12 protein-coding genes and 1 other annotated feature are annotated in these 12,284 nt (G+C 35.3%); of the genes, 7 read left to right on the top strand and 5 right to left on the bottom strand.

Annotation, left to right across the window (positions count from 1 at the left end; all coding sequences use genetic code 11):
• Positions 1-318: 318 nt before the first annotated feature.
• Entirely contained in the window at positions 319-1,248 is a 930-nt protein-coding gene (locus K0R93_RS17240; RefSeq protein WP_300303977.1) for a DUF2935 domain-containing protein, read from the bottom strand.
• 290 nt (positions 1,249-1,538) lie between these two features.
• On the opposite strand from K0R93_RS17240, the gene K0R93_RS17235 reads away from it, so the two are divergent.
• The 3 genes from K0R93_RS17235 (at position 1,539) to K0R93_RS17225 (ending at position 3,559) form a co-directional block, all read left to right on the top strand.
• Positions 1,539-1,916, top strand: coding sequence for a L,D-transpeptidase family protein (locus tag K0R93_RS17235; RefSeq protein ID WP_300303974.1), 378 nt, complete (start codon positions 1,539-1,541; stop codon positions 1,914-1,916).
• Positions 1,917-2,289: 373 nt separating this feature from the next.
• Positions 2,290-2,838 carry an RNA polymerase sigma factor gene (locus tag K0R93_RS17230; protein WP_300303971.1) on the top strand — a complete coding sequence of 183 codons (549 nt, stop codon included), beginning with the start codon at positions 2,290-2,292 and terminating at the stop codon, positions 2,836-2,838.
• Positions 2,831-3,559: a DUF4367 domain-containing protein gene (locus K0R93_RS17225; RefSeq protein WP_300303968.1), complete on the top strand. Its 729-nt coding sequence runs from the start codon at positions 2,831-2,833 to the stop codon at positions 3,557-3,559. The genes K0R93_RS17230 and K0R93_RS17225 overlap by 8 nt, the downstream gene beginning before the upstream one ends.
• A gap of 17 nt (positions 3,560-3,576) precedes the next feature.
• Here the strand turns inward: K0R93_RS17225 and K0R93_RS17220 are convergent, their stop codons facing one another.
• Entirely contained in the window at positions 3,577-3,966 is a 390-nt protein-coding gene (locus K0R93_RS17220) for a hypothetical protein (protein WP_300303965.1), read from the bottom strand.
• A gap of 377 nt (positions 3,967-4,343) precedes the next feature.
• Between K0R93_RS17220 and K0R93_RS17215 the strand changes: the two genes are divergently transcribed.
• Positions 4,344-5,039: a hypothetical protein gene (locus K0R93_RS17215; protein ID WP_300303962.1), complete on the top strand. Its 696-nt coding sequence runs from the start codon at positions 4,344-4,346 to the stop codon at positions 5,037-5,039.
• A gap of 349 nt (positions 5,040-5,388) precedes the next feature.
• Positions 5,389-5,664, top strand: a complete 276-nt coding sequence (locus tag K0R93_RS17210; RefSeq protein ID WP_300303959.1) for a hypothetical protein — start codon at positions 5,389-5,391, stop codon at positions 5,662-5,664.
• A 526-nt stretch (positions 5,665-6,190) separates the two neighbouring features.
• Here the strand turns inward: K0R93_RS17210 and K0R93_RS17205 are convergent.
• The 3 genes from K0R93_RS17205 to argS all read right to left on the bottom strand — a co-directional run bounded on the left by K0R93_RS17205 (position 6,191) and on the right by argS (position 9,082).
• Complete coding sequence (locus tag K0R93_RS17205) at positions 6,191-6,652, bottom strand: HD domain-containing protein (protein ID WP_300303956.1); 462 nt, start codon at positions 6,650-6,652, stop codon at positions 6,191-6,193.
• On the bottom strand, positions 6,600-7,127 hold the full coding sequence (locus K0R93_RS17200) for a helix-turn-helix transcriptional regulator (protein WP_300303953.1): 528 nt from the start codon (positions 7,125-7,127) through the stop codon (positions 6,600-6,602). Before K0R93_RS17200 ends, K0R93_RS17205 begins: the two co-directional genes overlap by 53 nt.
• Positions 7,128-7,318: 191 nt before the next feature.
• Positions 7,319-9,082, bottom strand: coding sequence for an arginine--tRNA ligase (argS, locus tag K0R93_RS17195; RefSeq protein WP_300303950.1), 1,764 nt, complete (start codon positions 9,080-9,082; stop codon positions 7,319-7,321).
• Positions 9,083-9,148: 66 nt separating this feature from the next.
• Positions 9,149-9,359: a binding site (T-box leader), on the bottom strand.
• A gap of 151 nt (positions 9,360-9,510) precedes the next feature.
• Between argS and K0R93_RS17190 the strand changes: the two genes are divergently transcribed.
• Positions 9,511-10,218 (top strand): L,D-transpeptidase family protein, encoded by a 708-nt coding sequence (locus K0R93_RS17190; RefSeq protein WP_300303947.1) that lies wholly within the window; start codon positions 9,511-9,513, stop codon positions 10,216-10,218.
• A gap of 404 nt (positions 10,219-10,622) precedes the next feature.
• A complete protein-coding gene (locus tag K0R93_RS17185; RefSeq protein WP_300303944.1) occupies positions 10,623-12,236 on the top strand; it encodes a multicopper oxidase family protein in 1,614 nt (537 codons plus the stop codon).
• Positions 12,237-12,284: the final 48 nt, after the last annotated feature.

Genomic DNA, 12,284 nt, shown 5'->3' with positions numbered 1-12,284 from the left:
TCTGCTGACATTGGTCTTATAGCTACTAGGTTTCTTGGCAACTACCTAGACTGGACTCTCACCAGTTAGCAAATTACAGCTTTGCTGGGCACGCTCCTATTAAATAAAAAAACCATAGAAAAACAAGCGTCTATAGTTCTTTTGCCTCTAGTTAATATACAAAATAAAAGGGGTTTAGACTACTTTCCGAGAAGTAAAAATCCAAACCACCTTACAAATTATATAATGTTTTCTTTAATATTGTTTTGGAACTTCATTGTTGTAGATCAGGCCTACTAATCGTAAAACGAACAATCTTTTATCTGTCTTTGAATGTTATTAACATGCTTGATGCCTGAACATTTTTAACAGTCTCATGTAATGATTCGCTTCTCTTAAAGTATGGTCGCCTAACAACGGTAATATGATAGATTTAATCTTGCATTGAAGTATTCCCTCGGTACCTTGCGCTTTAAATTTCCGAATTTCTTGTGTCGCTTCCAAACTTTCTTCCGTAACTTCAGATAAGTCTCTGTGACTGTCCATCGTCTTCAGAGCCATTTCTGTTAGGCCATCAAATTCTTTTGCAAAATTATTCGCAATCTCCATTAACTCTTCCTCTGTAGGATCTAAGAATCCTCGAATGAACTTTGAGTGTTCAGCCATAATCCTATTCCAGAATATTTCCTGTTCTATCAGCTCTATAGCAGTATCGATTTCATCGAATCTCTGAAGTTTGTGTAACATTTTCAAGTAGAATCTGGCTTCTCGTAAAATATGATCCGCCAGCAAAGGATAGTTATGAGTAAACATCCTACAAGCCAATACATCCCGCAAAACAGTTTCCTTAAGCTGTGCAACGGCCGTTGTGATCCCAATAGCTTTATGGTTTAATGCATAAACCCGTTGTTCAAGCATTGGATTATGAATAATATGCGAACTGCCAACAAGTGCAGCTTCTGCTTGTGTAATGCGAGTATCAATTGCAATACCTGTATAGTACTGTGTTGCTAATTCTGCATTTAGCGTAAATTGTGTTATGATCTCCCCAGATGCAATGGCTTCAGGACTGATCACTCCATTTGAAAGCATTACTGTTTCAACTAACAAATTATCCAAACTGTCTTTAAGTTCATTCGCCGGTTGGATAAGATTATAATTCTTTGGTGTGAAAGCAGATGCTACAAAGACTAAGTGTTCCTTCATAATCCTTGCAAAAAACAGATTCAGTTCTAGTGAATGCCTAATGAAATCAGTTTTAGACATCATGGTAAAGCTCCCCCTTTATTGATGCATTCTGAGTAAATAATTAATATTTACCTCTAATGTTAGCATATGTCTAAAAATCTAATATGTTCATTGTATTTAATCTATAAAGTAAACCATCACCTGTTTTCTCTCATCGTTAGATAAGTCATATCTCTACATACCCTTGCTCGAAGTTTATATTGTTTTATACACATGTCATCCCAAATCTGAAAATGTTCCCATTGTAAAGATATCATTTATAGAATCACTCACATATGATGATATAAATTGATAATTTGAGGTGATTGTCCATGTTTCGATATACACGTCCCCTGAAACTAGGTGATCGGGGGCAAGATGTGAGAGAGATTCAAGAAAGACTCAACACCCTGGGCTTCGATGCCGGATTAGAAGATGGTATATTCGGCGAGTCTACCCGTCAAGCTGTAATCCAGTTTCAACGAAGTAAAGGCTTAACCCCAGATGGCATTGTCGGTCCCAGTACCTATACAGCCCTTATGGGTGTTGGAGGAAAAGCTAGGATTGTCATTAATCTATCGGAAAGAAAGCTCTATCTTTATCTAGATAATCAACTCCATCGTACGTTTCCAGTAGCCATTGGAAAACCAAATAACCCGATACCCAGTAAAGTTCTAGATTATTCAGTAGTAAATATTAAAGAACCATAGAAAAACAACCTTCTATAGTTCTTTTAAGTCTTTTAAGGAGGAAGACATCCTGTTTAGTTTGGTGATCTGATAATGTTTGGTTAGCATATGCATCAGCTTTATTGTATGAGATATTCTCTGCTAAATCAAATGTGATAAGCTTGTTATAAGATTACCAAAATTTTATCGTGAGATAACTAATTTTGAATATTTCCTTTAGTAGATCTCGCAAAGCTATTAATAGTAAAATTTTACCATAATTTTGCAAATTAAAGGAGAATCATAATCTTTTGAAGAAATTAACTGTAAAGTATTATTCCAGATTTATATATTCTTCTAGAATAAACCTAAGTGTCATTATAAGAGCTAATAAACATAAAATAGGGGTGACGCAATGGAGAAAATTAATACTGCCGGAATTGAGCTTTATTCTGAAGAATTTCAGCACTCGTCGTACAAAGCATACTATAGTAGTGTCTTTAAAACAGCTTATTATATTGTTAAAGATAAAGAAATAGCTAAGGAATTGACGAATGAGGCATTTTTCAAAGCATTTAAAAACATAGATAGTTTAGATGATAAGTCTAAGTTTAAACAATGGATATGTGTTATCGCTGCAAACCTTGCCAAAAACCATATTAAAAAGAATGCCAAGATTACCTTAGTTGGTGATATTGAGATTTTTCCTAACACAGCTATAAATGAAGATTCTGTAAGCAAAGTAATTGAGACAGAAGAAACAAGAAAAGAAGTACAAGAAGCTCTCGCGAAGCTTGATCCTGACTCAAAGGAGATCCTAATATTAAGATATTATAATGACCTGCCCTATAAATACATAGCGGATCATTTAGGTTTAAAGATGGGCACTGTAAAAGCCAGGATAAATCGGGCTAAGGAAAAGGTATATAAACTACTAACAAAAGAGGGTGATTTGGATGGATAGGAATAAGGACGTATTAGATAAAGTCATTGAAGATGCTATATCAAATGAACTAGATGAGATTGAAATCACGGATGATGAAATTGAGGCTGAATGGCTCAAGTTGAAGAATATGACACCACAGACTATATCAAAACCAAAATCAAGAAAATATAATAAAGCCATTGCTGTAGCAGCAACAACCTTCTTGGCAATAGGAGTATTTAGTTTCCTCATACTAAATGCTACAACCGCATCTAAAACTAATAAATCTCAGAGTGCTGTAACTGAAACAGAGGAACGAAAGAGCATAGAAAGGGAATCATCAATAGAAGAAATGCCAAAGGATGGGCAGGAAAATTCTAACGAAATGAGTGTCTCCATTGAAAATGCTAGGGATATAGTAAATTTTGATTTCAAAGAATTACCCTATACCTTAGAAGGAACTTTGGTAACAACTTTACCTAATAGTTTCTTTATTATCGAATTAAATTACACCTGGGATGACCAGAAGATTAGACTTACTCAATTCCTGGAGGGGTTTGAATTTAAACAAAATATAGGAATACCAAATGAGAGCACTGTTGAAAAAATTGACAAGAACGGCGTAGAATATACATATATCAATATAGGCAATAAGAAGACTAAGGTGATTTGGTCTAGTATGGGAATAAACTATACCCTAGATTTAAAGTCTAATGCTACCAAAGAAGAGACAATGGAAATTATAGAAGCCATGAAGTAAAAAACTTCATGGCTTTTTTAATTTGCTGTAATGGCACTTGTGTTGGCATATTGTGTTTCTGAGACAGAACCAACAGTTGCTTTATGAATGGAATAAACTCTGTATTGATATCCCTTTGTCACTGTATATTGCTGGGCCAATGTAATATAGTCATCTGATGTTTTGCTATCATAAATTGTCTTCTGATCTACCCATCTTGATGTAGCGGAATCATACTTTTGCAATATCAACTTTACATAGATACTACTAGCGATAATCTCTGATTCTGTATAGCCACTAATAGTAACAATTCCTGATCCTTGATAGTTAATCCAAGAGCCCCAATCATATAAATACTGCATGCTGGAGGTTGTCTGGTTAATTGTCGTATCGCCGGCATCAATTTCCTTATAGACTTCATTTCCCATTCCATATGCTCCACTACCAAAAGATAACACTAATGTTAGTAATAAAATAAAACTCACAATTTTTTTCATCTCTTATTCCCCCTCGTTTGTTTTTCATATTTATAACAATCAAGAGGTTTAAATGTTACATGAAATTGAGATAAAAGATAATTTTATTTCTACAATTTCGAAAGAATATGGGCATTTTTTACTATATTACCTTCTTTTTGAAATTATTGTAACAAAGGAACTGTTTAATTGTTATTACTATTGAAAGGAAAAGGGGGTGGGCCAGATGCCATAGTTAATAGTTAATCGATAATCTTTAAAATTAGTGTCTGATTGTAACAAAAGCTTAGCTTTAAAAAATTTAATTTTTTAAAAAGGAGAGATTGCTAATGACAAGAAAAGTTTTAGTTTTATGTATGTCCCTTTTGATGATTTTTTCTTTTACGGTTCAAGGATATGCTTCAACTTATGCTCCTAAAACTCCCCTATTGAAAAATGTAAAAGTAGAAGTTAAACAAACAAAGGAAGGCCTAGTTGAAGAAGGGTCTGTAGAAATAGATGGAAAAGAAATTAGTTTCAAAAAGGTAGATAAGACTGATGGTACTATAGAAATAAGTACTATAGAAGATGGTAAAAATCATAAGATCAAAATTGATAAAAGTAAAGGGATCATGGATTTTGATGGTGAGACTATTGAATTAGAAGAATTTGCAAGTACTACTTCCACATCTGATTCATACACTATCGCATCAGATACATGGGTATTCCAAAGCTCATGGAAAGGCAGTACAGTAGTTGATGGACTGATAAACGCATCAGTTACATTTGTTGCTAGCTGTATCATCGGTAGCTTACCTGGTGCGGTTTATATGTCTATGCAAATAGCTTTAGGTCTTGCAAGTATATGGCAAGCAGGATATGCTACAATGGACGTTTTATACTATACGATTTGGAAATACCGCGATTTTAATCCCCCATCACCATATCCATATCGTGATAAATACTTAGTAAGCTATTATAAAAACTCCGCTAGAACAGATTTTGCTTTTAGCGACCAATGGATTGAATATCCTCTGCTTCCTTAAAAAAATCTTACCAAAGTAAGAAGATACTCCTTAAGGAGTATCTTCTTACTTTGACATTATAGACAAGTTAGAGGTAACACCTATTAAAAGAGGGTAGAACCAGTGGAACAAACAAAAACCACTATAATGCTTTAAGTCACAATAATCCTACGTATTGGAATATCAATTTCTATATCCAAACGTTATTATAGTCTTTAAGTGACAATGATTCTATCCTTAGCGTAAGATAAAACTGAAAGTAATTTTCACCTTACACCTTCATGCGATTTATGAAAGAAAAGTTAGGAAGAGGTCTTATAGAGGAAAATAATTAAACTCCCAGAATATAATTAGAAGAGGAGTGATTTTTATGGCTAATATTAAAATAAAAGAAGAGTATATAAGAATTGTGAAATTCTTTACGCTATCAATATTTGCTCTTCTTGTTATTGCACTGTTTTGGTTACAAGGAAATGAAAACGGAACTTTAGAATTTAAAATCGGCGCTGGAATTAGTGGTGTCTTCGCAGTAAATTTTTATTTGAAGGCAATTGAATCCTATCAGAGAAATATGAAGACATTTTGGATTAATCTTTTCCTAGCAACAGCATCATTAATTATTTCATTTATCTATTTTCTCCGATAATCATGGCCTGCTGTGTATCCAAATTGCCTACACTGGGACAAGGGGACCGGTTCCTTGTCCCTATATCTGAATATCTCTATATCTCCCGATAATCCTATTTTTCTCCGGGTGTGACCCAGGTTCTACTAATTATTCTTCGCGATATCAGCCCATTCTATCAATCTTCGTATCTTCTATTTTATTAAGATATCTTTTATATATTTCCCCATATATACCCATTAAGCTGTGATGCAATTTCAACAGAGCAAAGGTTTAACCCCTGATGGTATAGTTGGCCCCAATACTTATACAGCACTTTTGGATGTTAACGGTAAAGCCAAAATTATCATCAATCTATCTGAAAGAAAGCTGATTATCTCTATCTCGATAATCAGCTTCATCACACATTCTCCATAAACATAGTAAAATCATTTGACCCGATACCCAGTAAAGTTTTAAATTTTTCAATCGGAATAATGTAAAAGAAATATAGAGGTTTACCATCCTATAGTTCTTTTACATTACTATTTAACATTGATATTATGATTTAAATATACCTCACCGATAAATCATTTAATTCTGCTAATAATTTTTCATTATTCATTTTTGCTGCTATTGGAGAGAATATATCTAAGGTTTGTTTTGCCTTTTCCTTCCAACGAGCTTCATCTATAAATTCAATCGTTCTCATATTATGAAGCCTATCCGCTAACTTAACCATTACTACATTTTCATCTATACCATCCTCATTACCATTAAACTTTTTCACATCTTGAAACTTTTTCACATCTTGGACTATTTTTATGATTCTGTCCGGAAGTCCATTTTCTACTTCATCAAGATACCCATTGGCCTTCTCAAAATCAATATCATGCAATAGCCCAGCAATGATGGCATCCTCACTTGCCCCCATTTCTGACAAGGTAATAGCAACATTAATAGGATGTGTTACATAGTCATCCCCTGAATATCTCTTTTTCTCCAATATGTGCCGTACAAGCAAATTCATATGCCTTCCTAATCTCTTCATGGTCATAATCTAGCCTATTCTCACTAATAACTGCTACTAAAAGTTCATATAATTCCTCTTTTGTAGCATGAACATCTGTATTTTTCATAAACACATGACTCATATTATAACTACCTCCTAAACAATTAACTTGAAAGCTAAATGCTCTTAAAAGTGAAGGTGAGAACTCAAATTTGTTCTTAAATGCTTTCGTAAAGCCACTATGTGACTGATAGCCATAATCTAACGCAACATCGATTATTTTTCTTCCATCTGCTATTTCTTCAGAAGCTTTGATTAACCTACGATCTTTTACATATTCCATAATGGATAGTCCAATGTGACTTCTGAACACTCTTGAAAAATAATATATTGAATATCCTGCATTTTGAGCAACATTTTTTGCTGTTATGGGTTCTTTGATATTTTTCTCTATATACTTTAGAGTGTCAGACATAATATCTCTAAAATCCATATTTTTCACCTTCTTTATTCCACGTGGTAATTATAATATACATGTCTTCTATCAAAATTTCTTTTCCATTCCTGCCATATCTGGCAACTAGCAAAAACAACGAACACTCCCACTGTAGGCTTATCTATATATTCAACGGAAAAAGTTAAATCAACAGATAGATTTGATTTCCACTGTTGATTTAATGAATACTACATTCTTTCCGGTGTTTCAATGCCCAGCAAATCTAAACTGGTCTCAAGGACTTTCATTGTAAGAGAAATGAGATTAATCCACGATGCCTTTTTATTGATGTTTTCTTCTGCTATTATTTTGTTGTCATGATAAAATCTATTGAAGGTACTAGCCAAATCATAAACATAGTCACATATTTTGTTTGGTGCCTTATCTGTAAAACTCAACTCTACCACTTCATTGAATTTTGATAGTTTTAAAAATAGACTTCTTTCTATATCGCTATAGGGAGTATTAATTTTATCAGCGTATTGGAAACCTTCATCAGCAATTCTTCTTAGAATAGATTTAATTCTAACAGCTGTATATAAAATATATGGACCCGTGTTTCCTTCGAAGGAGGAAAACCTCTCAATATCAAATACGTAATCTTTTGTGGCCTGATTGGACAGATCACCATATTTCAAAGCAGATAGCCCAACCTTCCTTGCGATTTCATTTATTTCTTTATTCTCAATAGATTTGTTTTCTTTTAGCCTATCTTTAACTGCATCTTTGATGATTTGAATTAGATCTTGGAGTCGCATCACGCCGCCTTCTCTTGTTTTAAAAGGCTTGCCATCCTTACCATTCATGGTACCGAATCCAATAAATTCTAGCTTTAGGTCTTCACTAGCAATCTTCGTTTTTTTAGCGCATCTGAATACTTGCTCGAAATGCAGATCCTGTCTTTTATCAACAACATATATGATTTGATCAGGATTATACTCACGAACCCTTTCCCATATAGTCGCAAGATCCGTTGTGCTATATAGAGAGGACCCATCCGACTTTAAAACGATGAAAGGTGGTATTGTATGGGTATCCGTTTCTTTTGAGACATCAACCACTAATAATCCTTCACTCTCAGAAGTATAATTATTATCTTTCAGATAGTCTACCATTACATCGACATACTGCTGACTATCACTTTCACCCTTCCAGAGATCAAAATCTACATTTAAATTTCCATAACCCTTTTTCAAGTCATTTACTGAAACATTTAGAATATGCTTCCAAAGTTCGACGTAACCTTTTCGTCCTTTTTGAAGTTCAGTTGTTGCCTTTTTAGATTCTTCCATGGCGGCACTGTCCGATTTTGCTAGTTTACTTGCCGCAGGATATATTTCTTCAAGCTCATCGATTGTAAAGGGGGCTTCTTTTGGGTATTCTCCCTGAAAAGTTTCATCAAAATAGGGAAGCTCTGGATTCCGTCTTCTAAGTTCAGAGATTACCATCCCTATTTGCAGACCCCAATCACCTAAGTGAACATCTCCTATTACGTTATGTCCCATAAACTTAGAAATTCTTTTAAGACTTTCACCAATAATGGCAGAACGAAGATGCCCAACATGAAGAGGTTTTGCAACATTCGCTCCTCCATAATCAATAACAATGGTCTTTGGGTCAGAAGCCTCAATACATCCTAATTTCTCACTGTTATACATTTTATTGACATACGCTGCAAGGAAATGATCTGTAATATTGATATTGATGAATCCAGGGCCAGCTACTGACACATCTTGAAACATCTCCATCTTTTTCAACTTTTCTAGTATCTCGTTTGCTATTTGCATAGGTGCTTTCTTATATTGCTTTGCAGCGGGAAGAGCACCATTACATTGAAATTGACACAAATCTGGCCTATTTGATATTGAGACTGTTCCATACTTTCTATCATAGCCAGACTGTTCGAATTGATCTTCAACAATGTTACTTATTTCCTTAATGAGCATTTTCATATATATACCTCCCATTAGATTATATTGGTAGAACTAAAAGAGCACATAAAAAAACCCGCCCCTATTAATAGAGACGGATATGATTCCGCGGTACCACTCAAATTGACTAAATATAGTCCACTTAAAACTTTAACGCAGTTAACGGCTAACCCTTACAAAATGTTTAAGCAGCTTCTCAGAGGCTCTCTTCTCCATTTGATTTCTTGCAGAACTTCCACCATACTCCTGCTCGCTATTAGAAAATATAAATGGGTACTCTTCTCTTCATAGAATTTTTCAACATATGTTTTTTAATCATAGTATATTATTTCATATATTCTGTCAATATATTCCTTATTATCATCTCCCGTTCTTCAAAATTATTAAGATATCCTTTATGGATTTCCCCGCATATGATGATATAAATTGAATAATTGAGGTGATTGTCCATGTTTCGATATACACGTCCTCTAAAGCTAGGTGACCGAGGGCAAGATGTGAGAGAAGTTCAAGAAAGGTTAAATACCTTGGGATTTGATGCAGGATTAGAAGATGGGATCTTCGGTGAGTCTACCCGTCAGGCTGTGATGCAGTTCCAACGAAGCAAAGGTCTAACCCCTGATGGTATAGTTGGACCCAATACTTACACAGCTCTTTTAGGCGTTGGAGGAAAAGCTAGGATTGTCATTAATCTATCGGAAAGAAAGCTCTATCTTTATCTAGATAATCAACTCCATCGTACATTTCCAGTAGCCATTGGAAAACCAGCTACACCCAGTCCTACAGGCACTTTCAAAATCACAGAAAAGGCTCCGAATCCAGGTGGCGTTTTCGGTACCCGTTGGATGCGTTTCTATAAAGACTACGGCATCCATGGCACCAACAATCCTGCTTCCATCGGGAAAGCCGTTTCTAACGGCTGTATCCGTATGCACAATGCCGATGTGAACTATGTCTATAGCCTTGTACCCATTGGCACCGAGGTAAGCGTCGTAAGTTCCCAGGCCACTGATCGTTACTATGTGGTTCAAGCTGGAGATACATTATTCAGTATTTCTCAAAAATTAGGAGTTAACTATGATGCTCTTTTAAGGGAAAACAGCATCACAGATCCAAATATGATCTATGTAGGTCAAAAGCTACTCATTCCTAGATAGAAAATATAAAGTATTAGGGTAAGTTTATATAAACTTACCCTAATACTTTTGTTGAACAATTACCTGTTTTTTACACACAGACCCGTTCCCTGTCATGCCATGCCCTTATAAGACTAAATAATACATTTGGTACAGTTTTTCTTCATCATTTGTAACAGTATTTCATTTATTATGAAAGAAATTATTGTGAAAAGATCAACGTACTGAGCATCAATTATTCTCAACTTCTATTGAGCCAAAAAAATTATTCAAGCAAGTAATTTTGCTAACTTACCATTCATATTAGTATATAGAACAGTATTGGAAAAATATGTTTTGCTTGATTGCAGAAACGGTCATTTATATATTCATTGCCAAATTAATTTATTTTTCTCATATTGTATTATTCAATGAGGAGGGACCTTATGAGTCTTACACCCTTTATTGACCCTTTACCTATTCCAAAAGTCTTGAACCCAAAAGAACGACACAAGTGTTTTACTTACTATGAAGTGACAATGAAAGAATTTTTTCATCAATTTCATTTAGAAATGCCCACAACAAAGGTTTGGGGTTATGAACAGCAGTTACCCGGCCCCACAATAGAGGTTGATGAGGGAGAATGTGTTCATGTAAAATGGATGAACGGTCTACCAGATAAGCATTTTCTACCCATTGATCATACCCTTCATGGTGCAGGTGAACACATGCCTGAGGTGCGTACCGTTGTCCATTTGCATGGAGCTGAAGTAGAACCTGACAGCGATGGTTATCCTGAGGCTTGGTATACCAATGGTTTCCAACAATGTGGTCCTTGTTTTAAACAGGAGGTCTACAAATATCCAAACGATCAGCGTCCTACAGCCCTCTGGTATCATGACCATGCGGTAGGTATTACCCGTTTAAATGTCTATGCAGGACTTGCAGGCTTATATATTATTCGCAATGAACAGGAGCGCTTACTTAATCTACCTGCAGGCAAATACGAGATTCCGCTTATCATACAGGACAGATCCTTTAATCAGGATGGATCTCTCTTTTATCCTAGAACAGTAAACAATCCGACTCCCAATCTTCCAGATCCTTCTATCACACCAGGGGTTGCTGGAGATTTTATCACGGTCAATGGAAAGGTTTGGCCCTATCTTGAGGTTGAACAAAGAAAATACCGTTTTCGCATTCTAAATGCTTCGAATGAAAGGTTTTATCGAATGAAGCTAGACGTCTGTAAAGAGCAGCCATTCATTCAAATTGGTTCAGATGGTGGATTATTAGAAAAACCAGTTTTTTTAGATGAGATTACAATTGCCCCTTCGGAGCGCATAGATGTCATCATCGATTTTACAGATCAGCCAATCGATTCGAGTATTATCATTACCAACGATGCAAGAACACCCTTTGATTTTGGTACACCTCCTGACCCTCAAACTACAGGGAGAATCATGGAATTCAGAGTTATTAAATCTACTGAACCCGACCCAAGTGTCATTCCTCAATTTTTAGGTAAAATTAAAAAGTTTCAAGAATGTGAAGCAACACGGATTCGAGATATTACCCTTGATGTAACCCGTGATCGATATGGCAGACTTAAATTCTTATTATCCAACCACGGATTTATCGATCGCATTACTGAAAACCCCATTCTGAATGATATTGAAATTTGGAGAATCATTAATCAAGGAATAGCTGTGCATCCAATTCATATCCACTTGATCCAATTCCAAATCCTTGATCGTATTCCATTTGATGCAGATTCATTTAACGCCACTGGTCAACTCCGTTTTACCGGTGAGCCTGAATTGCCAGCTGCAAACGAAAGGGGTTGGAAGGACACCGTTCAGGCCACACCAGGCTTTGTAACACGGTTAATCATGCGCTTTGGACCATATACAGGCCGATATATCTATCACTGCCATATTTTAGAACATGAAGACTACGATATGATGCGTCCCTTTGAAGTTGTACCCCCAAAATGTAAATATACACCCTCAGGGAATTGTCCCAAATGTTCGGAAAGCTTTAGATGTATATGTGAGTAATTTGACTTAGGCGTAAAGTAGGTATAAATTCATCATTCAGTCATAAAC

It is taken from the genome of Anaerosolibacter sp. (genome assembly GCF_029240175.1).
GTDB lineage: Bacteria > Bacillota > Clostridia > Peptostreptococcales > Thermotaleaceae > Anaerosolibacter.
This window is presented reverse-complemented; position numbering and strand designations above follow the sequence as displayed.

What these genes read in the sequence shown, in the direction of transcription:
- K0R93_RS17200 (WP_300303953.1), bottom strand. Translation starts at nt 7,127, where the DNA reads ATGGATTTTAGAGATATTATGTCTGACACTCTAAAGTATATAGAGAAA.
- K0R93_RS17215 (WP_300303962.1), top strand. Translation starts at nt 4,344, where the DNA reads ATGACAAGAAAAGTTTTAGTTTTATGTATGTCCCTTTTGATGATTTTT.
- K0R93_RS17230 (WP_300303971.1), top strand. Translation starts at nt 2,290, where the DNA reads ATGGAGAAAATTAATACTGCCGGAATTGAGCTTTATTCTGAAGAATTT.
- K0R93_RS17220 (WP_300303965.1), bottom strand. Translation starts at nt 3,966, where the DNA reads ATGGGAAATGAAGTCTATAAGGAAATTGATGCCGGCGATACGACAATT.
- K0R93_RS17190 (WP_300303947.1), top strand. Translation starts at nt 9,511, where the DNA reads ATGTTTCGATATACACGTCCTCTAAAGCTAGGTGACCGAGGGCAAGAT.
- K0R93_RS17235 (WP_300303974.1), top strand. Translation starts at nt 1,539, where the DNA reads ATGTTTCGATATACACGTCCCCTGAAACTAGGTGATCGGGGGCAAGAT.
- K0R93_RS17225 (WP_300303968.1), top strand. Translation starts at nt 2,831, where the DNA reads ATGGATAGGAATAAGGACGTATTAGATAAAGTCATTGAAGATGCTATA.
- K0R93_RS17205 (WP_300303956.1), bottom strand. Translation starts at nt 6,652, where the DNA reads ATGAATTTGCTTGTACGGCACATATTGGAGAAAAAGAGATATTCAGGG.
- K0R93_RS17210 (WP_300303959.1), top strand. Translation starts at nt 5,389, where the DNA reads ATGGCTAATATTAAAATAAAAGAAGAGTATATAAGAATTGTGAAATTC.
- argS (WP_300303950.1), bottom strand. Translation starts at nt 9,082, where the DNA reads ATGAAAATGCTCATTAAGGAAATAAGTAACATTGTTGAAGATCAATTC.
- K0R93_RS17185 (WP_300303944.1), top strand. Translation starts at nt 10,623, where the DNA reads ATGAGTCTTACACCCTTTATTGACCCTTTACCTATTCCAAAAGTCTTG.
- K0R93_RS17240 (WP_300303977.1), bottom strand. Translation starts at nt 1,248, where the DNA reads ATGATGTCTAAAACTGATTTCATTAGGCATTCACTAGAACTGAATCTG.